General features: G+C 66.6%; 28 protein-coding genes. 16 read left to right on the top strand and 12 right to left on the bottom strand.

Annotated elements, in window-relative coordinates; all coding sequences use genetic code 11:
- Positions 1-80: 80 nt before the first annotated feature.
- On the bottom strand, positions 81-2,090 hold the full coding sequence (thrS, locus tag IP69_RS05845) for a threonine--tRNA ligase (protein ID WP_054141877.1): 2,010 nt from the start codon (positions 2,088-2,090) through the stop codon (positions 81-83).
- A gap of 274 nt (positions 2,091-2,364) precedes the next feature.
- Between thrS and IP69_RS05840 the strand changes: the two genes are divergently transcribed.
- On the top strand, positions 2,365-2,598 hold the full coding sequence (locus tag IP69_RS05840; RefSeq protein ID WP_054141876.1) for a cysteine rich repeat-containing protein: 234 nt from the start codon (positions 2,365-2,367) through the stop codon (positions 2,596-2,598).
- 2 nt (positions 2,599-2,600) lie between these two features.
- On the opposite strand, the gene IP69_RS05835 is transcribed toward IP69_RS05840, so the two are convergent.
- Positions 2,601-3,587 (bottom strand): helix-turn-helix domain-containing protein, encoded by a 987-nt coding sequence (locus tag IP69_RS05835; protein ID WP_197279692.1) that lies wholly within the window; start codon positions 3,585-3,587, stop codon positions 2,601-2,603.
- A gap of 355 nt (positions 3,588-3,942) precedes the next feature.
- Between IP69_RS05835 and IP69_RS05830 the strand changes: the two genes are divergently transcribed.
- Together IP69_RS05830 and IP69_RS22085 are read left to right on the top strand one after the other, a co-directional pair.
- The gene (locus tag IP69_RS05830; RefSeq protein ID WP_054141874.1) at positions 3,943-4,299 is read left to right on the top strand and encodes a hypothetical protein; all 357 of its coding nucleotides are present in this window, start codon (positions 3,943-3,945) and stop codon (positions 4,297-4,299) included.
- Between the two features lie 64 nt (positions 4,300-4,363).
- On the top strand, positions 4,364-4,879 hold the full coding sequence (locus IP69_RS22085; RefSeq protein ID WP_054141873.1) for a hypothetical protein: 516 nt from the start codon (positions 4,364-4,366) through the stop codon (positions 4,877-4,879).
- A 7-nt stretch (positions 4,880-4,886) separates the two neighbouring features.
- Here the strand turns inward: IP69_RS22085 and yidD are convergent, their stop codons facing one another.
- Complete coding sequence (gene yidD, locus IP69_RS05820; RefSeq protein WP_054141927.1) at positions 4,887-5,237, bottom strand: membrane protein insertion efficiency factor YidD; 351 nt, start codon at positions 5,235-5,237, stop codon at positions 4,887-4,889.
- Positions 5,238-5,271: 34 nt separating this feature from the next.
- Between yidD and IP69_RS05815 the strand changes: the two genes are divergently transcribed.
- Positions 5,272-6,018: a phosphatase PAP2 family protein gene (locus tag IP69_RS05815; RefSeq protein ID WP_054141872.1), complete on the top strand. Its 747-nt coding sequence runs from the start codon at positions 5,272-5,274 to the stop codon at positions 6,016-6,018.
- A 16-nt stretch (positions 6,019-6,034) separates the two neighbouring features.
- Here the strand turns inward: IP69_RS05815 and IP69_RS05810 are convergent, their stop codons facing one another.
- Positions 6,035-6,481 carry an iron-sulfur cluster assembly scaffold protein gene (locus IP69_RS05810; RefSeq protein ID WP_054141871.1) on the bottom strand — a complete coding sequence of 149 codons (447 nt, stop codon included), beginning with the start codon at positions 6,479-6,481 and terminating at the stop codon, positions 6,035-6,037.
- Between the two features lie 184 nt (positions 6,482-6,665).
- Between IP69_RS05810 and folE the strand changes: the two genes are divergently transcribed.
- The 3 genes from folE (at position 6,666) to IP69_RS05795 (ending at position 9,023) form a co-directional block, all read left to right on the top strand.
- Positions 6,666-7,307 (top strand): GTP cyclohydrolase I FolE, encoded by a 642-nt coding sequence (gene folE, locus IP69_RS05805; protein WP_054141870.1) that lies wholly within the window; start codon positions 6,666-6,668, stop codon positions 7,305-7,307.
- A gap of 100 nt (positions 7,308-7,407) precedes the next feature.
- Positions 7,408-7,812 carry a phosphoribosyl-AMP cyclohydrolase gene (gene hisI, locus IP69_RS05800; protein ID WP_054141869.1) on the top strand — a complete coding sequence of 135 codons (405 nt, stop codon included), beginning with the start codon at positions 7,408-7,410 and terminating at the stop codon, positions 7,810-7,812.
- A gap of 239 nt (positions 7,813-8,051) precedes the next feature.
- Positions 8,052-9,023, top strand: a complete 972-nt coding sequence (locus IP69_RS05795) for a patatin-like phospholipase family protein (RefSeq protein ID WP_054141868.1) — start codon at positions 8,052-8,054, stop codon at positions 9,021-9,023.
- A 26-nt stretch (positions 9,024-9,049) separates the two neighbouring features.
- Here the strand turns inward: IP69_RS05795 and IP69_RS05790 are convergent, their stop codons facing one another.
- Positions 9,050-9,481: a CBS domain-containing protein gene (locus tag IP69_RS05790; protein ID WP_054141926.1), complete on the bottom strand. Its 432-nt coding sequence runs from the start codon at positions 9,479-9,481 to the stop codon at positions 9,050-9,052.
- 182 nt (positions 9,482-9,663) lie between these two features.
- The gene (locus IP69_RS05785) at positions 9,664-10,485 is read right to left on the bottom strand and encodes a rhomboid family intramembrane serine protease (RefSeq protein ID WP_156323308.1); all 822 of its coding nucleotides are present in this window, start codon (positions 10,483-10,485) and stop codon (positions 9,664-9,666) included.
- Positions 10,486-10,879: 394 nt separating this feature from the next.
- On the opposite strand from IP69_RS05785, the gene IP69_RS05780 reads away from it, so the two are divergent.
- The 4 genes from IP69_RS05780 (at position 10,880) to IP69_RS05765 (ending at position 13,778) form a co-directional block, all read left to right on the top strand.
- Positions 10,880-11,452: a PAS domain-containing protein gene (locus IP69_RS05780; protein WP_054141866.1), complete on the top strand. Its 573-nt coding sequence runs from the start codon at positions 10,880-10,882 to the stop codon at positions 11,450-11,452.
- Positions 11,453-11,514: 62 nt separating this feature from the next.
- Positions 11,515-12,129 (top strand): PilZ domain-containing protein, encoded by a 615-nt coding sequence (locus IP69_RS05775; RefSeq protein ID WP_054141865.1) that lies wholly within the window; start codon positions 11,515-11,517, stop codon positions 12,127-12,129.
- Between the two features lie 109 nt (positions 12,130-12,238).
- Positions 12,239-12,982 (top strand): HAD hydrolase-like protein, encoded by a 744-nt coding sequence (locus tag IP69_RS05770; protein ID WP_082359002.1) that lies wholly within the window; start codon positions 12,239-12,241, stop codon positions 12,980-12,982.
- A 160-nt stretch (positions 12,983-13,142) separates the two neighbouring features.
- A complete protein-coding gene (locus IP69_RS05765; protein ID WP_054141864.1) occupies positions 13,143-13,778 on the top strand; it encodes a transglutaminase-like cysteine peptidase in 636 nt (211 codons plus the stop codon).
- Positions 13,779-13,955: 177 nt separating this feature from the next.
- On the opposite strand, the gene IP69_RS05760 is transcribed toward IP69_RS05765, so the two are convergent.
- The gene (locus IP69_RS05760) at positions 13,956-14,486 is read right to left on the bottom strand and encodes a gamma carbonic anhydrase family protein (protein ID WP_054141863.1); all 531 of its coding nucleotides are present in this window, start codon (positions 14,484-14,486) and stop codon (positions 13,956-13,958) included.
- Between the two features lie 60 nt (positions 14,487-14,546).
- Positions 14,547-14,873, bottom strand: a complete 327-nt coding sequence (locus IP69_RS05755) for a hypothetical protein (RefSeq protein ID WP_054141862.1) — start codon at positions 14,871-14,873, stop codon at positions 14,547-14,549.
- Positions 14,874-15,054: 181 nt separating this feature from the next.
- Between IP69_RS05755 and IP69_RS05750 the strand changes: the two genes are divergently transcribed.
- Complete coding sequence (locus IP69_RS05750; RefSeq protein ID WP_156323307.1) at positions 15,055-15,840, top strand: hypothetical protein; 786 nt, start codon at positions 15,055-15,057, stop codon at positions 15,838-15,840.
- Positions 15,841-16,001: 161 nt separating this feature from the next.
- Here IP69_RS05750 and IP69_RS05745 read toward each other — a convergent pair whose 3' ends face one another.
- From IP69_RS05745 to IP69_RS05735, 3 genes are all read right to left on the bottom strand, one after another.
- Positions 16,002-16,214 (bottom strand): DUF3126 family protein, encoded by a 213-nt coding sequence (locus IP69_RS05745; protein ID WP_054141925.1) that lies wholly within the window; start codon positions 16,212-16,214, stop codon positions 16,002-16,004.
- Between the two features lie 145 nt (positions 16,215-16,359).
- Positions 16,360-17,208: a serine O-acetyltransferase gene (gene cysE / locus IP69_RS05740; RefSeq protein WP_054141860.1), complete on the bottom strand. Its 849-nt coding sequence runs from the start codon at positions 17,206-17,208 to the stop codon at positions 16,360-16,362.
- Between the two features lie 176 nt (positions 17,209-17,384).
- Complete coding sequence (locus tag IP69_RS05735) at positions 17,385-18,152, bottom strand: alpha/beta hydrolase (RefSeq protein WP_054141859.1); 768 nt, start codon at positions 18,150-18,152, stop codon at positions 17,385-17,387.
- Positions 18,153-18,248: 96 nt separating this feature from the next.
- Between IP69_RS05735 and IP69_RS05730 the strand changes: the two genes are divergently transcribed.
- The 4 genes from IP69_RS05730 (at position 18,249) to IP69_RS05715 (ending at position 21,244) form a co-directional block, all read left to right on the top strand.
- Entirely contained in the window at positions 18,249-19,232 is a 984-nt protein-coding gene (locus IP69_RS05730) for a heparan-alpha-glucosaminide N-acetyltransferase (protein WP_197279690.1), read from the top strand.
- A 73-nt stretch (positions 19,233-19,305) separates the two neighbouring features.
- Entirely contained in the window at positions 19,306-19,560 is a 255-nt protein-coding gene (locus tag IP69_RS05725) for a zinc-finger domain-containing protein (RefSeq protein WP_054141857.1), read from the top strand.
- Positions 19,561-19,641: 81 nt separating this feature from the next.
- Positions 19,642-20,835, top strand: coding sequence for an FAD-dependent monooxygenase (locus IP69_RS05720; protein ID WP_248306729.1), 1,194 nt, complete (start codon positions 19,642-19,644; stop codon positions 20,833-20,835).
- A 91-nt stretch (positions 20,836-20,926) separates the two neighbouring features.
- A complete protein-coding gene (locus tag IP69_RS05715; protein WP_054141856.1) occupies positions 20,927-21,244 on the top strand; it encodes a hypothetical protein in 318 nt (105 codons plus the stop codon).
- A 9-nt stretch (positions 21,245-21,253) separates the two neighbouring features.
- On the opposite strand, the gene chrA is transcribed toward IP69_RS05715, so the two are convergent.
- Positions 21,254-22,648 (bottom strand): chromate efflux transporter, encoded by a 1,395-nt coding sequence (gene chrA / locus IP69_RS05710; protein WP_054141855.1) that lies wholly within the window; start codon positions 22,646-22,648, stop codon positions 21,254-21,256.
- Positions 22,649-22,652: the final 4 nt, after the last annotated feature.

Raw genomic sequence — 22,652 nt, 5'->3', positions numbered from 1 at the left:
AGGTTTGCTCACCGGCAGAAGGGCTCATTGGCAAGAGATTCTCGGGTCTGCGCTTCGCTTCGCCCGAGAATGACGCACCATCAGCCTGCCGCCTTCGCCGCCCTTGCCGCCTTGACCCGCTTCAGATCCGGCGGCATCGCCTCGTCGGTCATTGCCGCGACCATCTCGTCGAGCGACATCACCGTCTGCGCCTGGCTGCCGAGACGGCGCACGGTCACCGTGCGCTCCTCCGCCTCGCGCTTGCCCACCGCCAGGATCACCGGGACCTTAGCCAGCGAATGCTCGCGCACCTTGTAGGAGATCTTCTCGTTGCGCAGATCCGCTCGCGCCCGCAGGCCGGCATTCATGCAGGCGATCGTGACGTCCTCGGCATAGGAATCCGCCTCCGACGTGATCGGGCAGACCAGGATCTGCTCGGGCGCGAGCCAAAGCGGGAAATGCCCGGCGAAGTTCTCGATCAGGATGCCGGTGAAGCGCTCCAGCGAACCGCAGATCGCGCGGTGCACCATGCTCGGCGTCTTCTTCTCGCCATCAGAGCCGATATAGAACGCCCCGAAGCGCTCGGGCAGGTTGAAATCGACCTGCGTCGTGCCGCACTGCCAGTCGCGGCCGATGGCGTCGCGCAGCACATATTCGAACTTCGGCCCGTAGAAGGCGCCCTCGCCCGGGTTGATCTCGGTCTTGATCCTGTTGCCCGACTGCGCCGCGATCTCGATCAGGACGCGGTTCATCACATCCTCGGCATGGTCCCACATCGCATCCGTGCCGACGCGCTTGTCGGGCCGTGTCGAGAGCTTGATGACGAGATCCTCGGTGAAGCCGAAATCGGCGTAGACCGAGAGGATCAGCTCGTTGATCTTCAGGCACTCGGCCGCCAGATCGTCCTCGGCGCAGAAGATATGCGCGTCGTCCTGGGTGAAGCCGCGCACGCGCATCAGCCCATGCAGCGCGCCCGAGGGCTCATAGCGATGCACCGCGCCGAACTCGGCAAGCCGGATCGGCAGGTCGCGATAGCTTTTCAGCCCATGCTTGAAGATCTGGACATGGCCGGGGCAGTTCATCGGCTTGAGCGCGAAGACCTTCTGGTCGCGCGTCGGGTCGTTGGGGTTCTCGAACGCGCTCGCCGACTTCACCGCGAACATATTGTCCTGGTACCAGCCCCAGTGGCCCGAGGTCTCCCAGAGCGACTTGTCGAGGATCTGCGGCGCGTTGACCTCTTCATAATCGGCGGCCAGCCGCCGGCGCATATAGGTCAGGATCTCCTGGAACAGCCGCCAGCCCTTGGAGTGCCAGAACACGACGCCCGGCCCCTCCTCCTGGAAGTGGAACAGGTTCATCTCGCGGCCGATCTTGCGGTGGTCGCGCTTCTCGGCCTCCTCGATCTGGTGAAGATGCGCGTCGAGATCCTCCTGCTTGGCGAAGGCCGTGCCATAGATGCGCGTCAGCATGGCGTTGTTGCTGTCGCCGCGCCAATAGGCGCCGGCCACCTTCATCAGCTTGAAGGCGGTGCCGACCTTGCCGACCGAGGTCATATGCGGGCCGCGGCAGAGATCGATCCACTCACCCTGCGCATACATCTTCAGCGTCTGGTCTTCCGGAATCGCATCGACGAGCTCGACCTTGTAGGCCTCGCCCTTCTCGGCGAAGAAGGCCTTGGCCTTGTCGCGGCTCCACTCGTCCTTGGTGAAGGGCGCGTCCCTGGCGATGATCTCGCGCATCTTCTTCTCGATGACCGGCAGGTCCTCGGGCGTGAAAGGCTCGTTGCGGGCGAAATCATAGAAGAACCCGCCCTCGATCACCGGGCCGATCGTCACCTGCGTGCCGGGCCAGAGCGCCTGCACAGCCTCGGCGAGGACATGGGCGCAATCGTGCCGGATGAGTTCGAGCGCGCGCGGATCGTCCCGCGTCAGGAACTCGATCTTGGAATCCTTCGCGATCTCATCGGCGAGATCGACGACCACGCCGTCGATCGCCATCGCGACGGTACGCTTCAGAAGGGAGGGCGAGATGCCGCCAGCGATCGCCTTTCCGGTGATGCCGGAGGGGAATTCGCGCGTCGCGCCATCGGGAAATGTCAGGGAGATCGTCATCGATCGTCGCTCCTGCTCACTCGGGGATACGAACCCCGTAAGTCAAGGCCGGATACTGGAGGGGCTGAGACCGAGGCCTCGCGCGGCGATGTCCGTATCCGGTTGAGGACACAGCCGAGACGCCCGCCTATACGAGCCGCATCCGACAGGCAATCGCCGGGCGACCGCGCGGAACCGAACCTGTCGGTTTGGTCAGGTTTTCCTCATCATCCGGCAAGCTCTCGTCTGCAGAATGCGTCGTGCCATCACGACATCCGCCTTGGGAGCGCTCCGCATGAACCGCCTGTTTGCCGCCAACTGCGCTGCCGCGCTCCTGTTCGCTGCCTCCCAGCCGGCCTTGGCCCAGGATAACGCTGCGGCGCTGCGCAACGCCTGCGCCAAGGACATCGCCACCCATTGCCCCGGCGTCCAGCCCGGCGGCGGCCGCATCGCAGCCTGCTTCAAGCAAAACGTGGCCAAGCTTTCCGAGGGCTGCCGCACCGCGCTGAAGGCGAACGCGGCAAACTAGCGTCAGATACGGTAGGCGTTGCGACGCAGTCGAGACGAGGGTGGAGCGCCGAAATGCTCCCCATATGCGCGAGAAAATGCCGCCTGGCTGGTGTACCCGCATGCGGCGGCGGTTTCGGCAACTGATCGCCGGCCGTCCTCGAGTTGCTGGCTTGCCCATTCGAGCCTGACCCGACGCGAGAAACTAGCCGGCGTTTCGCGGAAACGCTCGCGAAAGCCGTCCGTCAACGAGGTGCGGTTCAGTCCGACACGGCGTGCCAGAGCGTCGATAGAGGGCGGCGCCGAAATGTTCCGCCGATAGATCAGGGCGGCCATCTCCAGCGCCTCCGACAAGCGATCGCCGCCACGCGAGCCAAACAGCGTATGAGGCTGAAACCGGTCGTTGAGCCTCGACACGGCCAGACAGATCAGTTCCATGGCCTTGGCGTTGAGATAGGCAGTTCGCAAGGGACCAACGAAACGACAGGCCGCCATATCCTCGACCGCCATGCGCGACGCGGCGCACATCGGCAGTTCGAGGGTCTGGCGCGTGTGCACCGTGGGCAGGAACATCGGCCTTATGTGCTCCGGTATCAAATCGATCTGAAGGCCGAACTTGTCTGTCAGGAGCGCCTTGTCGACGAACATGCCCAGTCCCACGAGCCGGTCGCCGGTCGGCTTAACATCGGTTGACGACAGCGGATCGGCTGTGATGCGCAGCGAGCCATGGCCGGATGCGAACCGGTGGCCGCCTATGAGGTATTGCAGGCGGCCTCTGAGGCGGAACTGAAACGTCAGATAGTTCCGCCTCGCAAGGCGATACTGGTATCGGTGCGTGACGGCGAAATCCTGCGTATGAATGTAGAAGCCGGTCTCCACGATCCGGTACTCATGGTGACTGCTCCCGAGCATGTCCTCGCCGTTGCCGAGGACATCAAGGCCGCTGAGGACGCCGCTGCCGACAGCCGCGCTTTCCAGATCGCGAATATCGAGTTCGAGGCGCGGAACCATGATGTCCACTCCGGCGCGGTCGGGTTGCCATGGCTGCCGTCGGACGCGGTCGCAAACCACGCATCGGGTCGCCGAGGGGCTCCAGAACGGAGCCGCTTTCATCCCATATTGCAGTTCTTCAGCATGACGATGCAATCCTTCAGGCCCTGACGGGCGGGGCTGGCGTTGGCTTAACCAGCGCGATTAATGACGGCGACACAGCGCGATCATCGGTCTGGCGTCGTGGGCGGCCGATTTTCAGAAAGCGGGATCCATGGCTCGTTGCGTTTATTCCAGGCCGGACGTCGAGGCGAGGCTCGCGACCGCGAGGGTCAGCAGCCTTTACCGGGGGCATCCTCGGAGAGCCGGACTTGCGATGACCGTCATCGCGGCCCTCTGGCTGACCGGCTGCGTCTCACGCAAGGAACAGCGCGCAGCCGATGAAAGGCAATGTGCCAGCTATGGGTTCGCGGCCGGAACCGATGCCTTCGCAAACTGCATGATGACGGCAGAAAACCAGCGCGAAGCCCAGCGCATTGCGGATCGCGAGGCCGATGCGCGGCGGGCGGCTCAGGCCAGCGCAGCCGCGCCGATTGTTTCGCCTCCCACTGCGACAACTCCTGACACCAGTAACATGAAATGCCGCACGATCGAAAACACCGTCAATTTACCTGACGGATCGACCCAGACGAGTTCGAGCGAGAAATGCTCGTCCAGTTCGTTTTCGTTCTGATCGGACCATCCAGCGCCCCTCTTGGAGAGGACCGTTAGCAATGCTTCGATGTGCCCTTTGCATAATGCTGGTCCTGCCGCTGGCCGCTTGCATCTCACCTGAAGAGCAGCGCGCAGCCGATACGCAGGCGTGTTCGGGCTATGGCTTCGCTCAGGGCACGGATGCCTTCGCCAACTGCATGATGACGGCAAGCAACCAGCGCAACGATGCGGAGGCGGCCGATCGGCGTATACAGGCAGATCAGGACGCTGCGGCGCGGGCAGCCCGTGAGGCGAAGGATGCGCGCGATCGGGATGCATGGGATCGCCGTACGGGCCAGGGCATCTATGCCTCGCCGCCGGGCCCGACACAGGCGCAGTCAGGCCCGATGCCGGCGCTGTTCGACCGCAACGGCAACCGGAACTACGACTCCAGCGGCACTTACATCGGCGGCCATGGCATCGGCACCCTGGTCGACAGCCCCGACAAGCCGAGCCCGATAGGCATGACACCGACAGACACCGTGCGGCAGGACATGAATTCCATCGACGATTCGATCTGCCGCTCCCGCAAGGCAATGGACCCGACGGCAATCTGCTGACGGCCAGCTAATTGTCCGGCGGCCCGTTCACCCCGCGCCAGCGCCCGTATCGCCATGGCTTGTACCAGCGCGCCTCCGCAGGAAGTTCCTCGCAGACGAGGTCGATGCCGCTCGTGCCCAGCGGGGTGCAGCGGCAGATTCGCGCCACGCCGACCCAGCCGCCGCGCCACAACCCAAAACGCTGGATTGCCTCGTCGGTATAGGCCGAACAGCTTGGCCAGTGCCGGCAGTGGCGCCCAACCAGCAGCGACAGGCTGAGCTGGTAGCCGCGGATCGCGATATGGGCGCTGCGCCGCGGCACCTGCTTTATGAGCGCCGCCTGCGCGAAAAGACGTGACAAGCCACGCTGGGATGCCATTTCATCGCGCTCGTCACCCGAATCGAGATTTGCCATGTCGCGCCCTGTTCGCCAGCCGTTCCCGTTTCGCCATGCGGCCCTCGCGCTTTGCCTGGCAGGCGGCCTGATCGTGGCCGGCGCCCCGTCAAGCGCCCAGCAGCGTGCCAACCTGCTCTGGCTCGAACCCGGCCGAATCGACATCGCCACGCTGATCGGCCTGCCTCCGGCCATGAACTCGCCCGAACAGAAGCGCGAATTCGACGAGGTGCTGCAGATCACCCTCAACCGCACTCCCGAACGCGAGAAGGCCGCCATCGCCGACCAGTACCAGACCCTCGCCCGTTTCCTGGAAGGGGCCGACATTCCCTTCGCCGGCAACGAGCATCGCGAGGTCCGGCTGTTGTTTCGCGAGGCACAGGTCGAACTCAGCATCGTCCTGCTCGGCGTACGCCGTCTCACCAGCCGTCAGCGCCCCTTCACCATCTGGAACCGGGTTCGCGTCAAGCCCTGCCCGGGCGGACGCCCGGAAGGCACATCCTTCCCGGCCGGCCATGCCGCGACGGCGGCACTCTATGCCGAACTTCTCGCCCAGGCCGCGCCCGAACTCGCAGCCAAACTGGAGACACGGGTCGCCGACTATGGCGAAAGCCGGCTGATCTGCGGCTTCCATTATCGCAGCGATCTTGCCGCCGGCGATAAGGCCGGCCGGGCCGTCGCCAAGGCCCTGCTCGCCGATCGCGCCTTCAAGGCCCGCTTCGACGAAACCAGGGCGGAAACCCGCTTGGCGCTCGGCCTCAAATAAGGCGAGCCGCCACGTCTCACGCCACGGCCTGCCCGCGCTGCTGCTCGATCTGGCCGATCGCATCCACAACCGCATCGAAGGTCAGAAGCGTCGAGGCGTGCCGCGCCTTGTAGTCGCGCACCGGCACCAGCACGCAGAGGTCGGCCCATTTGCCCTGCGGCGGCTCGGCATTGTCCTTGAGGATGGCGCGCGCCTGCTCGCGCACATCACGAAGCTCGTCGGCGGTCGAGCCGACGACATGGCGCGCCATGATCGAGGCGGAAGCCTGACCGAGCGCGCAGGCTTTCACGTCATGGCCGAAGCCGGTGACGACGTCGCCCTCCATCGTCAGGTCCACCGTCACCGTCGAGCCGCACAGCCGCGAATGGGCTTTCGCCGTGGCGCCGGGTGCCGGCAGCCGCTCCAGCAGCGGGATATTGGCCGCGAGTTCGAGAATGCGCTTGTTGTAGACATCGCTCAGCATGTTGGTCTCTCCGGCCGGCCTTGGCGTGACCGGCGCTCGCCACCCATATAGGATGACAGGCCCCGCTGCGGGAGAGCAACCGCGCTCCCGGCATGCGCGAGAACAAACTGTCGCAGTGTCGACGCCGCATGGTCCAACCGGGCTTGGGCTGCGTATCACGCGCTACCGTAACGGGAGGCACCACATGAACCCTGTGGTTAAGTCCTTGTCGGTCGAGCGGACCCTGGGTCCCTCCGCAGACAAGTTTCTGATCAAGCAGCCGACGCAGGAAGCGGCCGAGGAGGCCGTTCGCACCCTGATCCTGTGGGCCGGCGACGACCCTTCGCGAGAGGGGCTGCTGGAAACGCCTCGCCGCGTCGCCAAGGCTTATCGCGAGTTCTACAAGGGCTATGACGAGGATCCCGATGTCATCCTCGATCGCGTCTTCGAGGAGGTCGAGGGTTATCAGGACATGGTCCTGGTCCGCGACATCCCGTTCTATTCGCATTGCGAGCACCACATGGTGCCCTTCGTTGGCCGCGCGCATATCGGCTATTATCCCGCGAAGGGCGTGGTCGGGCTCTCCAAGCTCGCGCGTATCGTCGATGTCTATGCCCGCCGCCTGCAGACGCAGGAAACGATGACCGCCCAGATCGCCAAGGTCATCGAACGGGCGCTAAAGCCGCGCGGCGTCGCCGTGCTGATCGAGGCCGAGCATATGTGCATGTCGATGCGCGGCGTGCAGAAACAGGGTGCCTCGACCATGACCACGCAATATACCGGCATCTTCCGGGAGCCGGCTGAGCAGGTCCGGTTCTTCACGATGGTCAAGTCGCCGGGGCTGTAACCTCAACGGCCGCACGGTCGGCCCGGCGCGATTGGCGGTTGGCCGGGTCGGCTCGCGGTCCTACAAAGGGCCGGTGTCCTCGACCGTTCCGGAGCCCCTGATGTCGCCCTTCCCGATCGCCGCGGACAAGCAGACCCTCGAGGAAGGCATGACGCTCAGCCCGCGCTTCGACGCGCACGGCCTCGTCACCGCTGTCGCGACCGATGCGCAGAGCGGCGAACTGCTCATGGTCGCGCACATGAACGCCGAGAGCCTCAAGCTTAGCATCGAGACCGGGGAGGCCTGGTACTGGTCGCGCTCACGCGGCGAACTCTGGCACAAGGGCGCCACCTCCGGTCAGATCCAGACCATCGTCGAGATGCGGGTCGACTGCGATCAGGATGCGCTCTGGCTGAAGGTGAATGTCGCGGGCGATCGCGGCTGCTGCCACACCGGGCGGCGCTCCTGCTTCTACCGGGTCAAGCCGTTGCGCGAGGCTGCAGCCGAGCCGCTCACGCTCGCTTGACCGGCGCGCGATCGTTGCCGTCATGAGAGCGTCGTCAGGCGCTTTCATCGTCGGCGGGAATGTCGAGACGGTTTGCGGCGAATCGAGCGGTTGACGGTTTGCTCATGCTTGTCTGCGACGCTCCGGAATCGCAGGATCCCTTTCGATGAGGCGAAGCGGTAGCGGCAACCAAAACCGGCCTGCCTGGCTGCGCTCTTGCGTCGAAGGCCAGTCCTGCAATCCACAGAGGTGATGCACCGATGAACGACGCCAGCCCGGTGGGGCCCCTGCCGAACGGTCGGCCCAAGCTCGGCCTGGCGCTCGGCGGCGGCGCGGCCCGGGGCTGGGCTCATATCGGCGTGCTCGAGGTGCTGACGCAGGCGGGCTACATCCCCGATGTGATCGCCGGCACCTCGATCGGCGCCGTCGTCGGCGGCTGCTACACAGCCGGCAAGCTGCCGCAACTCGCTGAATTCGCCACCAGCCTCACCAAGCGCCGCGTCGTCGGCCTGATGGATTTCCATATCGGCGGTGCCGGGCTGATCGGCGGCGGGCGCCTGAAGCGGCTCCTCGAGCGCGATCTCGCCGGTGAGCGCATCGAGGCGCTGCCCAAGCGTTTCGTGGCCATCGCCACCGAACTCGGCACCGGTCACGAAATCTGGCTGACCCACGGCCCGCTGGTCGATGCGCTGAGCGCCTCCTACGCGTTGCCTGGCGTATTCGACCCGGTCAAGCTCGGCGGCCGCTGGCTGATGGACGGAGCGCTGGTCAATCCCGTCCCGGTCACGGCGGCTCGCGCGCTCGGCGCCGATGTCGTGATCTGCGTCAATCTGAACAGCGATCTCGCCGGCCGCGGCACGACGATCCAGCATCACGCCTCCGATCCCGACCCGGAAATCGTTCCCGAACTCGATGTGCGTCCGACCTCGCGCTGGCTCGGTGGCATCACCGGCGCGGCGCGGCGCATGCGGGGGCTGGTCGGCCGGCCAAGCGAGGACCGGCCCGGCCTCGCCGGCGTCATGATCGACGCCTTCAATATCACACAGGACCGGATTTCGCGCTCGCGCCTCGCCGGCGATCCCCCCGATGTCATGATTGGCCCCAAGCTCGGGCGGATGGGGCTGTTTGATTTCCACCGCGCCGAGGAGACGATCGAACTCGGCCGCCAGGCGACGCGCCGCTGCCTCGACGATATCGAGGCTGCCATTGCCGGCAGCCGCATCTGCGCCTGAGGTAACCGCGCCTCAGGCCATGCGCCTCAGGCCATGGCGATGTAATCGCGCATCGCGCGGCTCTCGGCCTCGATCGCCGCCACGCGATGCTTCACCACGTCGCCGATCGAGATGATGCCGATGACGAGGCCGCCCTCGACCACGGGCACGTGCCGGAACCGGCCCGAGGTCATGGTTTCCATCAGGGCGTCGATGCTGGTCTGGGACTGGCAGGTCACGACCCTGGCCGTCATCACCTCCCCAACCGGGGTTTCGAGCGCGGCTGCACCGCTCTCGCCCAGGGCCCGGATGATGTCGCGTTCGGACAGGATGCCGACCAGCGCGCCATCCGTTCCCAGCACGACCACGGCGCCGATCCGCTTTTCGCTGAGCGTGCGCACGGCCTCGCCGAGCGTGCGATGCGGCTGGACAGAGAACACCTCGCGGCCCTTGTCTCCCAGCAACCGTTCGACATTCATGGCTTTTCCTCCTTGGCGAGTGGCGCCGTTGCCCGGCGCGCGGATCGCCTGCGTCCCTGACGCCCCCGGCAAGATGACGGGCTGGGGCGTGGAGAACGCAGCGAATGGCGCGAGTGTGGGCGAAGACACCAGCGCAGGCAAGGAGAGCGGCCAGATGCCTGCCGGCTCGCGGGCCAACCCCGTCAGCGCCGAACGGGGCCCCGGTCGATCAGCGGAAACAGCAACAGCCCGACCATGAAGCCGCCGATATGCGCCTCCCAGGCGATGCTGGTCTCATCGCCCAGGATCGGCACCAACCCGGCGCCGAAAATGATGTTGGTCGCAAACCAGATCCCGATGAACATCAGCGAGCGCGAATTGCGCCAGAGCTGGCCCATCGGCTCGGCGGGGATCGCGCGCACGACGGCGTCGTCTGCCAGCGAGCCGAAGCGCAGGCCCGGCGCGAAGACGAAGCGGATCGCCGCCGCCGTCGCGCCCGAAACCGCAGCGGAAGCCCCCACCAGCGGCAGCACGTCAAGCTCGCGCGAGAACCAGTGCAGCAAGGCCCCGCCGATCGTCGACAGACCCAGCAAGGTCAGAAAACGCCCGGGGCCGAGACGGCGCGCTACCGGGCTGCCGAAGGCGGCGAGCCAGACGACGTTTGTCACCAGATGCAGCCAGGAGCCGTGCAGCAGCCCATAGGTCAGCAGGGTCCAAAGTCGGGGCCCGCCATCGGCCAGAAGGATTCGCACCAGTTGCAGCCGGTCGGCAAGATCCTGCCCCGCTGCTGAATTTGCCAGGGCGCCGACCATCTCCTCCAGCCGCTCGGGCGCGAGCCACAGGCTCAGACGCGCCGGCACGAAGGCGAACCACGACATCAAGACATAGTCGTCATAGGCCGACAGAAGCGCGCGCCCGCCCTGGATCGCCGCCAGAGCCACCGTCAGCCAGACGATCACGGTGGGCAGGTTGAGGATCGGCTCGCGAGGCGGCGCCGCAGGGTGGCTGTGAGGGGGATACGACATGCTGCGACAACCCTTGCCGAAGCCACAGCCTGTGGCAAGCGACGCGATCTGAGGATCGATGACCTGCAAGCCCCTCTTTGCCGCCCCCGGCGGAAGGTCCCGAAGGCCGCCTCGATGGCGCAACGACGGCACCCGACGGGACCCATGGGAAGGCCCCGGACCTTCCGTAATTTAAAATTTTACAACCATTATAATGGGTTATCCACAATCTGAAGGTCTTATTAACCTTACCACACCGTTCACCCGGCCAGAGAGCGCGCGCCATGGCAAGACGGCATGGCAGCTGCTTCGTTCGCAGATCATGAGGTCCATCCGTGCCGCCCGCTGACGTTTCTGCGTCATCATGGGACTCGACGATGGACCGGCACGACGGCCGGCAGAACTGGATACCGGAATGAAGAATACTAGCACGCGCCTCGTCTTCGAGTACTGGGACGCGCTCCGTGGCGAGCGCGCGGCACCCGAGCGTGGCGAGATCGAGCCGGGCGCCCTGCGGCACGCTCTGGCCGACACCTTCGTTCTGGAGAACGAGCTCATCGGACCTGTCTTCAGACTGGCGGGTACGCGGCTTTGTGCGCTGCTCGGCCAGGAACTGCGCGGGCGGGCCTTCACGGCGCTCTGGCCCGATATCGAATCGCAAGGAGAGATTCGCCGGCTGACGCAAACCGTGATGGACGAAACGGCCGGGGCGGTCGCGGGCTTGTCGGCCGAGACCACCGGCGGCGCCACCGTCTACCTCGAGCTGCTGCTGCTTCCGCTGCGCTATCGCGGCCGCACCCATGCCCGCATGCTCGGCGCGATGTCGGCCGCCATCACGCCGGAATGGCTCGGGCTGGATAAGCTCGAATCCATGCGGATGATTTCGCTGCGCATGCTCTGGCCCGGAGCCGGAGTTCGGCCGCAATCGCAGCCGCAAATCCGATCGCAGCCGCCAAAATTCATGGTTTTACCGGGCGGGCGGGCCTGAGGATTGAACCAAGCGTTAACCAGATCGCTTATAGGGTCAGGCTGAAATCAGGCTGACCCTCGATGTTGAGCGCGCTGCACACGCCCCGGACGGCCCCACGCACTGCCGAGCGCAGGCGCCATCATCGCATGAAGGTTGTGCTGCTGGGCCGCTACATGCTGCCCAACCGCATGGAATATCCCTGCCAGACCATCGACATTTCACCAGGCGGGGTTCACCTCGCCGCTCCGGCCCGCGCCAATCCCGGTGATCGCGTCATCGTCTATCTCGAGCATCTCGGCCGCATCGAAGGCACCTGCGCGCGCACGACGATGGAGGGGTTTGCGATGACGATCACCGCGACCAGCCGCAAGCGCGAGAAATTCACAGCCCAGCTGACCTGGCTTGCCAACCGCGACGAGCTCGGCCTGCCCGAGGATCGCCGTCACGAGCGGGTGGTCCCGCGCAATCCCCGGGCCATCGTCTCGCTGGACGACGGCACCGACCACATCGTGCGGCTGGTCGATATCTCATTGTCGGGCACCGCCTTCACCACTGATCTCGACCTGCCGATGAACACGCCGCTCAAGGTCGGCTCGACGCCGGGCAAGATCGTGCGCCGTTTCGACGGTGGCTACGCCGTCGAGTTTCGCTTCCCGCTTTCGGCCGATCTTCTCGACGAAAATCTGGAACTTTAGGCGCCGTCGTACTGCTTCCCCGTGCATGCCGGACACCGGCAAGGCTTGCGCCGGCTAACCGCACCGGCCATAGCCTGCAGGGTCTTCTTAACGCTGCACCCCGCCGGGCATGCCATACAAACTGATCATCTTCGATTTCGACGGGACTTTGGCTGACACCTTCCCATGGTTCACCGCCGTCCTGAACGATGTTGCCGCGCGCTATCGCTTCCGCCGGATCGAGGCCCAAGAGGTCGAGGCCCTGCGCGGATATAGTGCACGCCAGTTGATCGCCCATCTCGGCATCCAGCCCTGGAAGCTGCCCTTCATCGCCCGCCATATGCGACGCCTGGCGACCGATGACGGCGATCCGGTCCCCCTGTTTCCCGGTACCGACGCCATGCTCGCTCAACTGCGCGAGGCTGACCTGACGCTTGCCCTGGTAAGCTCTAACACCGAAAGCAACATCCGCCGGGCGCTCGGTCCGGAGCTGACGGCGCTGTTCAGCGCCTTCGCCTGTGGCGCCGGTCTGTTCGGCAAGGCGACGAAATTCCGGCAGATCGCCAGACGCGCGGGCGTCGAGCACACGCAATGCCTGTGCATCGGCGACGAGATCCGGGATTTTGAAGCAGCCCGCGACGCCGGCATGGCCTTTGGCGCGGTCAGCTGGGGTTTCACCCGCGCCACAGCGCTGCAGGCGCTTCAGCCCGATCTGATGTTCGCCCATCCGCAGGATATTGCCCCGCAGCTGATGGCGGCGCAGGCACGAACGACGGAAGCACCGGCAGCGAACGCCGGCGCACGGACGGTCGAAGCGCCGCAGCAGGGTTCATCAATCCCTTTCGAGGCTGCCCTGACGATTAACACACCCTGAATTCTACAACGCATTTTGCCAAAGACCTGTTTTCGCGGAGTTTAGACTAACGGTTTTTGCCAGCGACAACTGGTGAATTGCCTACAATTGTTCGGTTTCATTTCAAGCCAAATCCATGAGCCGGCAGCATCGTCCACCCCAGGGACAGAAAGGGGACGACATGCTTTCAATCAACCGCCATCTCATGGGAACTGCGCTCGCTCTTCTCTTGCTCGCCGGCGGCCACTCCGTCGCTCAGGCCCAGCAGGGCGCGGTCGGCATCCCGGTGGCCAGCGCTCCGGCCAACGCGTCGGGCGACGCAAGAGCGCCTTACGCCTGGAGCGATCTGTGCCGGCGCAGCCCGGCCGAGTGCCGCGTCGATGTGCGAGAGCCCGATACCGTCGAACTCACGCCCAAGCTCTGGAAGTCGATCGTCGCCATCAACAACCGCGTCAACCGCGAGATCGAGGCGATCACCGACGAGGATCACTGGGGCGTGGTCGATCGCTGGGACCTGCCCGAGGACGGCAAGGGCGATTGCGAGGATTTCGCGCTGCTGAAGCGCAAGCGCCTGGCCGAAGCCGGCGTACCGCGTCGCGCCATGGTGATGACGGTCGTGATCGACGAGGAGAATGCCGGGCACGCGGTGATGATGATCCGCACCGATCGCGGCGACTTCATCCTCGACAACAAGCGCAACGCGGTCCTGCCCTGGAACCAGACCGGCTATGTCTACGTCAAGCGCGAGTCGCAAGTCCGGACCGGCTGGACCTCGCTCGGCGGCGCCCAGACATCCACCGTCGCCTCCGTTCGCTGAGCGACACAGACACAAAGGCCGCCGCCACGCGACGGCTGCCTGACGAGACCGGAAGGGGCAGCCTCCCTTCCGCATGGACGGCGAGGCTTGGTCACGTCCCCCACCCGTCCCCCGGCCGGGTTTCGCCAAAATGGCCGGCCCCCTCCCCCAGGGGGCCGGCCTGCTTTTTGTCCGCGATCAGTCCAGCCTGACGAGCCCCGCTGAAAACTGCTTCCAGCGCGCGACATAGCCCCGCGCCGAGGCGGTGATACCGTCAGCCGCCGCCGCGTCGAGCGTTCGGACCGCACGGGCCGGCGCACCGACGATCAGCGAATTGTCGGGAAATTCCTTGCCCTCCGTCACCAGCGCATTGGCACCGACCAGGCTGTTGGCGCCGATCTTCGCGCCGTTGAGCACGGTGGCCCCCATTCCGATCAGGCTGTTCTGGCCGATGAGGCAGCCATGCAGGATGGCGCGATGCCCCACCGTGCAGCCTTCGCCGACGACGAGGGGGAAGCCCATGTCGGTGTGCAGCACGCAGCCTTCCTGGATGTTGCTGCCGGCGCCGATCTCGATCCACTCATTGTCGCCGCGAAGAACTGCGCCAAACCAGATCCCGACCTCGGCGCCGATACGGACCTTGCCGATCAGATGTGCATCGGGAGCCAGCCACCATTGGCCCGGCGGCGGCGTCTGCGGCCTTAGTGCATCGAGAGCGTAGAGCGGCATCGTGGGCTTCCTTGCAGCGCGCTGGCAGCATTCAGGAGTGCCTGCCTCGCGGCTGCGGCGTCAAGAGCCGAGGACGTGCAGCAGATCGAGCACGACCCGGCCGCTGAAGATGCTCCAGACCGAGGCGATCATGCTGGCGAGCATCACGAAGACGAAGGGCCGCCCCTCGATCCGCCGGCCGCGCACCGTGTTGCGCAGGATCAGGAAGGGCGCGCTGAACACCACGACCGGCACGCTCGCCACCGCCACCAGCCCACCTGCCTGCAGCAACCGGAAATCGGCGCGCTGCGCGGTGAACAGTTCGAAGGCACTGGCGAGCAGCCCGGCGAAGGCAAAGCCGATGAACAGCGAATGGAGCGTCTCCAGCGCGGCGGGTTCGATCGTCACGGCATGCGGGCTCCCACGGGCGATACCCTGCGACGCTGCATCATGGTTTACGAAGTGTGAACACAAGCCTGAAGCGATGGTTAACGCCAGCCCACGCGCACCCCACCCACGCCGTCATGGTTTACGGCCCGTTAACGCGCCGATGCTTCAATCGCGGCAGCTTCCCCGAAGGCGAGAGCCCGTGACCGCATATCATCCCCAGGACCTGGCCGTGCAGCCCTCCCCGCACCCGCTCCAGGGGCTTCCCGGCCATCCGGCGAGCGGACTGGCGGGTGCCGTGCGCGCACGGTTGAAGCGCCCGCCCCCGCCCTTGCCGCGCGCCGATCAAGCCGTTCTGAAGGCGGCTGCGGCGATCATGCTGGTCGGCGGGCTTGCCACCGGCATGGCCCTGTATGCGACCCATCCGGGCGAGGAACGGGAGACCGTCGTACAGCCGGCGCGCATCGGCGCGATCGCGTTGATGGTTCCGCAGGACCTGACCGGGGCGGAACCAGACGATTCGAGCCGGCTCGTCGGCATGGTCCGCTTGCGGCTCGACTGGCCGAGCCTCGGCCCCGCTGCGATCGGCCCGACCGCGCTCCAGAGCCGCCAGCGCCTGCTGGTGACGCTGAGCCCGCAGGACAAGGTCAACGAGCCGCAGACGCAGCTATCGGTCTATGCCCGCTTCCTGACGCCGACCGTCTGGTCCAATCCCGGCGGTCTCGTGGTGCGCGGCTTCAGGAAAGGCTCGCCCTATGAGGGCGACGAACTTTACGTTTCTGTGCCCGACGGGCGCGGCTTTGCCGCCCGCTGCCCGCTCGACGCCGCGAAAGCGGAGCCGGGCCGCCCGGATCTGGACGAGCCCTGCCGTGTGACCTTCCGGCATCGCGGCATGGATGTGAATATCCGCTTCCCGCGCGCGATCATTGCCGATTGGGAACTGATGCTCGGCGGCGTCCGCCGCACCATCGACGGCATGATGCGTTGACCATCGACCATCGCATGACCGCCGCTTCCGGAATGCGCTCCGGTGAGTCGGCCGGCGTGGCGTTCGAGAACCGGAGCGCAGCGGACATCTGTCCGTGAGCACTGGAAGCGCAGAAGGCCGCGTCAGACGGCCTCCGGAGTAGCATTCCCGGCGCGGCGGGCTCAGTCTTCGAGATCGACGTCCAGGATCGCCATGGTGAAATTGAACGAGCGGTCGCCGTCCTCGTCGTCGACATGGATGATGCCGATGAACTCGTCGGCGAGGTAGACCTCGGCGGAATCGTTCTTCTTCATCCGCGCGCGCACGCTGATGCCGTGATTGTTGAAGGTGCGCCGCAGATAGCCCTCGAGCTTGGCGAGTTCGGTCTTGTCCATGGTGTCGGTCCTCATCGGTTGGCGGGAGCGATGCCATGACCGGGCCGGGAGGGCAACCTCTTCCGACAACCCACGGAGACGAGCGCACGGACGAAGCCGCGCTGGATTCGTAAAGGGGACAACACGGAAAGGGCCGCCATGCGCCTCAGATATAGGCGCCGCAGCCGCCTTCCAGGATCTGGTCCATCGAACGCGAAGGCTCGGCGCAGCCAGCCTCGCCGACGACCTTGGCGGGGACGCCGGCCACCGTCTTATTGCGCGGCACCGCCGTCAGCACAACCGAGCCCGCCGCGACGCGCGAGCACTGCCCGACCTCGATGTTGCCAAGGATTTTGGCACCGGCGCCGATCAGCACGCCCTGGCGGATCTTGGGGTGCCGGTCGCCGCCCTGCTTGCCGGTGCCGCCCAGCGTCACGCCATGCAGCAGCGAGACGTCGTCCTCGATGACGGCCGTCTCGCCGACGACGAGCCCCGTGGCATGGTCGAGGAAGATGCCCTTGCCGATGATGGCGGCCGGGTTGATGTCGGTCTGGAAGACTTCGGAGGCGCGGCTTTGCAGGTACAGCGCGAAATCGCGCCGGTCGCGCCGCCACAGCCAATGCGCCAGCCGGTGGCATTGCAGGGCGTGGAAGCCCTTGAAGAACAACAGCGGCTCGAGCACGCGGTAGCAGGCGGGGTCGCGGTCGAGCACGGCGGCGACGTCGGCGCGCATGCCCGCCCCCATCATCGCATCCGCAGCCAGTGCCTCGGCGAAGGCCTGCTCGATCAGATCGGCTGTCACAGCGGGATGGCCGAGCCGAGCCGCGACTCGGTGGCCGACGGCGGCTTCGAAGCTCGGCTGGTTGAGCACGGAGGCGACGATCAGGCTGCCCAGCGCCGGCTCGGCGGCGACCGCGGCCTCGGCCTCGCGCCGCAGCCTGAACCAGACGGGGTCGATCCGGTCGAGACCGGTCGCATGATCGCGCGCTTCCGCGCCCATACGCCCTGACGACATGGTTTTTCTCCGCAAAAGCGCGTTGACGACGCAAACACTAGCACCCGACGACCGATCGCCGCCAATTGCTTTTCGGCGCCATGGCTACCGGGCATGTGGTGCGCCGGATTCGGTTTGTCAAAAGGATCCGACAACCCCTTGGCCGGACTCGGATTCCGGCGTGACGCGGCGCGTCTTCACAAGCCCGACAGAAAAGCGAGCACCGCCTGCTTGTGTGTCTTGTCGCCAACGGCGAGGTTGTGGTCGCGCCCCATGATGTCGAAGGCTTCAGCCCCCGGAATCAGCCGCGCCAGCGCCGGGCCCGAGCCCGCGACGTCGTCCGTCGTGCCGACGCTGACGAGCGTGGGGACCGCGATGCGCCCGACCTCGGCTTCGCTCAGGGTTTGCCGCGAGCCCCTGATGCAGGCGGCGAGCGCCTTGAGGTCGCTCTTCGTCGCCTCGGCGAAGGCCCGGAACATCCGCTGCATCGGGTCGGTGAGGCCGTCGAGCGAGGGCGCCTCCATGGCATCCGCGATGCCCAGCGGCAGGCCGACGCCCTCGACCAGATGGATGCCGAGCCCGCCAAGCAGCAGTGCATTCAGCCGCTGCGGATGCGCCAGCGCCAGATGCGCGGCAATCCGCGCCCCCATCGAATAGCCCATCACGGCGGCGCGCGGGATGGCGAGATGGTCCATCAAACGCCGCACATCCTCCGCCATGATCTGCGAGGAATAGGCTTCCGGCTCATAGAGCTTCTGGCTCTGGCCATGGCCGCGATTGTCGAGCGCGACGACGCGATAGCCGGCATGCGTCAACGTCTTCGTCCATTGCGTGTTGACCCAGTTGACCATGTGGCTGGAGCCGAAACCATGCACGAGCATGACCGTCTCGTGCTGGTCCACATCCACCGTCGGAGCGAGATCGATGAAGGCGAGTGTCACGCCGTCGGAAGAGAAGGTCTGCATGGCGGTCCGTTATCGTCGCGGGAATTGCGCTCTCCCTTGCCACCAACGCTCCGCCTTGGGTAGCGGTTGCGCTGCAGCCTGCCTATGAAGGCCGCCATGAGCGCCGTCCCGTCCCCCGCTGCCACCCCCTTGCCGCGCCTGCGGCTGGAGGTCGTCGATCTCGCCCGTGGTCTCGCGCTGCTGGCGATGTTCGTCTTCCATTTTGCCTATGATCTCTCCTATTTCGGGCTGATCGAGACCGATGTGCCCTCCGAGCCCGGCTGGCGCGCGTTCGCGCGGCTGATCGCCGGCTCCTTCCTGACGCTCGTCGGAATCAGCCTCGTGCTGGCCACCCGGAACGGCCTGAACCGCCCCGCCTTCCTGAAGCGCCTCGCCATGGTCGCAGCCGCTGCCGCGCTGGTCACGCTCGCCACGTTCTTTGCGATGCCGCGCAGCTTCATCTTCTTCGGCATCCTGCATCATGTCGCGCTGGGCAGCGTGCTCGCCTTGCCCTTCCTGCGCCTGCCGATCGTCGCGGTCGCCGGCGCGGCCGTTGTCGCCTTCGCGCTTCCGTTCGTCGTCTCTCATCCGCTGCTCGACGAACGCGCCCTCGCCTGGCTCGGCTTCTCCCACGCCCCGATCGCCACCGCCGATTTCGTGCCGGTCTTCCCCTGGTTCGGCTGCGTCCTCAGCGGCCTCGTGCTGGCGCGGCTGGCGGGGCCCCGGCTGGCAGGCATGCGGCTCGCGAGCTGGCGCGCCTCGGGCTGGCCAGCGCGGATCCTGGTCTGGGGCGGCCGGCACAGCCTCCTGGTCTATCTCGTCCACCAGCCGGTCTTCATCGGCACTCTGATGCTGGCGCTGCAGATGATGCCGGCAGCGCCCGTTTCGGAAGAGCGGCCCTTCATGCTCTCCTGCCAGCGCAGCTGCGCGGAGGGACCGCTCGGCGCCGATGCCTGTGAGCGGCTCTGCGCCTGCACAGTCGATTCGCTGAAAGCCGAGAGCCTCTGGCGGCAGACGCTCACCGACACGCTCGACCAGGCGCAGCGTGACCGGGTCGCTGCCCTTGCCCAGGCCTGCCTGCGTCCGGCGGCACCGCGCTGAGACAATCGTGCACTGGCGCCGTGCGGCCCGGCGCGGTAGCTTGCGGCCACATCACGCAACAAGAGCGACGATCATGGCCGATCACGGCATTCCGCATTTCCACAACGAGCCCGGCGTCGCCGTCATCCATGTCGGCGCGCGCGAGTTCATGTGCATCGGCGCCAAGCCGCCCTTCGATCATCCCCATATTTATCTCGACATGGGCGCCGATCACGAGATCGTCTGCTCCTATTGCTCGACGCTCTACAAATTCGACGCAGCGCTGAAGGCGGGCGCCTGCTCTCCCCCGGAATGCGCGCATCACGAGACGGCCCAGGCCGCGGCCTGAGAACACTCCTCCTGTCGGCACAGACCAGCTCCCCGGAACGGGCCGGCGCGCCCCTCCCGATTTGGTTGTGAAAGCCTCGACTTGGTCTCTGTTCCGCATTTCCTGATCGCCGGTGCCGGTATCGGCGGGCTGACCATGGCGCTGTCGCTGGCGCGGCGCGGCATCGCTGCCACCGTCATCGAGAAGCGCACCGGTTTCGGCGAGCTCGGCGCCGGGCTGCAGATCGGCCCCAATGCGGGGCGCGTGCTCGATGGGCTCGATCTGACGCTGCCGCTCAAGCGCGTCGGCGTCAGTTCGCAGGGGTTGACGATCCGGCGCTGGGCGGACGGCCGCGAACTCCTCGCCATGCCCACCGACCCGGCGGCACTGGCGATCCCCTACCGCCTGCTGAAGCGCAGCGACCTCCATATGGTGCTGCTCGATGCCGCCCGCGCCATGCCCAATATCCGCCTCGTCGTTGGCCGTGGCGTCGAGACGATGGCGCAGGATGGCGAGGGCGTCTCGACCACGCTGACCGGGCAGAACGGCCAGGGTGAAAGCCTTCACGGCCTCGGCCTGATCGGCGCGGACGGCTTGTGGTCGCGGGTTCGGGATCTCTGCGGCGACACCGCGCCCCCGGTCTTCACAGGCTACGAGGCCTGGCGCGCGCTCGCACCCGGCACGAAGGCGGGTTCCACGGGCGAAAGACCCGGCGTCACGCTGCATCTCGGGCCCGGTCGCCACGCCGTGCATTACCCGGTCGCGGGTGGGCGCGAGACCAATCTCGTCATCGTTCGCCGGGCACGGGAGGCCCGCGAAGGCTGGTCGCGCGACGGTGAGGCCAACATGCTCGCCTCGCATATCGCTGGCGCCTCAAAACCCTTGCGCGAATTGGCCGAGGCCGCGAGCGGCTGGCAGGTCTGGTCGCTGTTCGATCGCAAGCCCGCCGCCATGGCCAGGGGCCGGGTCGCGCTGCTTGGCGATGCCGCCCATCCGGTCCTGCCCTTCCTGGCGCAGGGCGCATCGCTGGCGATCGAGGATGCCGCCGTGCTGGCGCGCCTGCTGGCCCAGGCGCTGGAGGCGGACGGGGCCGGCGGCGTGCCCTCCGCCCTGGCCGCCTATGCAGCGGCGCGCGCGGCCCGTGTCGCGCGGGTCCAGGATGCCAGCCGCGGCAATGGCCGGGTCTTCCATCTCGGCTGGCCTTTGAGCCTGGGGCGCGACATCGCCCTGGCGCGCCTGGGCGCGCGGGGGATGCGCGACCGCTATGACTGGCTCTATGAATGGCGCGACGGCTGACCCGCAGGCATAAAGCAGGCCCGCAAGGCAATCTCGCCTTCGCCGCAATTCGTTCCTAAATTCACGGCTTCCGCAACAGGACGAAAGCGACATGGTCCGCGTCAACTTCCAAGAACAGCTGAACGGTCGCGCCGCCCGCATGCCGCGCTGGGCCGCCTGGCTGGCGATGGCGGCAAGCCTCGCCGTCGGCGTGGTGCTGTTCCTGGTCGCCGCCAGCCTCGCCTTGATCCTCATCCCCGTGGTCGCGATCGTCGGCACGATCGCGGTCTGGCGGCTGCGCGCCCGGATGAAGGCGGCCGGCTTCGGTCAACCCGGCCCGTTTCCGCCGCAGGGCCGCCAGGGTGGACGCGACGAGATCATCGACGCCGAATACCGCATCATCGAGCGCGACGAGGCGCCCCGGCCCTGATTGCAGACGTCAGGGTGCCAGGCGCGTCAGCAGGACACCCGCCACCGCGCAGATGGCGAGCGTCGGGACCATGCCGAGCTTGAAGCGCAGCATCGCGACCATCGCGCCGATCGACAGAAGCGCCGCCCGCCAGTCGAGCGAGGCCAGCACCGGCCAGTCGGGCGACAGGCCGAAGATCTCGACCGGCCGCACCTGCCGAAACACGACGTGCAGGCCGAACCACAAGGCCAGGTTCATGATCACGCCGACGACGGCCGCCGTGATCGCGCTCAGGGCCGCCGACAGGGCCTTGTTGCCGCGCAGCGCCTCGACATAGGGACCGCCCAGGAAGATCCAGAGAAAGCAGGGCGCAAACGTCACCCAGAGCGTCAGCAGCGCCCCCAGCCCCCCCGCCAGCAGCGGCGGCAAGTCCCCTGGCGTTCGGAATCCGGCCAGAAACCCGACGAATTGCAGCACCAGGATCAGCGGGCCCGGCGTCGTCTCGGCCAGGCCCAGCCCGTCGATCATCTCGCCGGCGCGCAGCCAGCCATGGGTCTCGACCGCCGCCTGCGCGACATAGGCCAGCACCGCATAGGCCCCGCCGAAGGTCACGACCGCCATCGTGCTGAAGAAGGCGCCGATCTGCGTCCAGACGCTGCCGCTGCCGGTCCAGAGTCCAAGCAGCAGCACCGGCCCCAGCCAGAGCGGCAACCAGATCGCCAGCGTGCGCAACGCCTTTCCGGTCGAAGGCCGGACATGGCCGAGCTCGCCGCGCGCAAACAGGGCATCGACAATGCCCGTCACCGGCGGTCCCGCCTTGCCATGGCCGTTCCCTGCGCCAAACAGCGCCGGTGACAGCCGATGGCCGATCCAGCCGATGAGGCCCGCCGCCAGGATGATCGCCGGAAACGGCACCTTGAACAGGAAGATCGCGACGAAGGCGGCAACCGCGATCGCGACCATCGCCCGGTTCTTCAGCGCCCGCCGGCTGATACGCAGGCCTGCCTCGATGACGACGGCAAGCACCGCCGCCTTCACCCCGAAGAACACGCCGTCGACAACCGGCACCTCGCGATAGAGCACGTAGAGGATGCTCAGCCCCAGCATCACCAGCGCGCCGGGCAGGATGAAGAGCAGCCCGGCGATCAGCCCGCCAATCGTGCGGTGCATCAGCCAGCCGATATAGACGGCCAATTGCTGTGCCTCGGGGCCCGGCAGCAGCATGCAATAGTTCAGCGCGTGCAGGAACCGCTCCTCGCCAATCCAGCGCCGCTCCTCGACCAGTTCCTTGTGCATCAGGGCGATCTGCCCGGCCGGCCCGCCAAAGGAGAGCAGGCCGATCTTCATCCAGACGCGCGTCGCCTCCGCCAGCGTCGGAAGGCTGGCGGCGGGCAGCACGGGCGTGTCCGTGGTCGCGATGGTCATGGCA

This window comes from Allobosea sp. AAP35, from assembly GCF_001295925.1.
Classification (GTDB): domain Bacteria; phylum Pseudomonadota; class Alphaproteobacteria; order Rhizobiales; family Beijerinckiaceae; genus Allobosea.
Note: the sequence above shows the minus strand (reverse complement) of the source record. Positions and strands in the feature narration are given on the sequence as shown.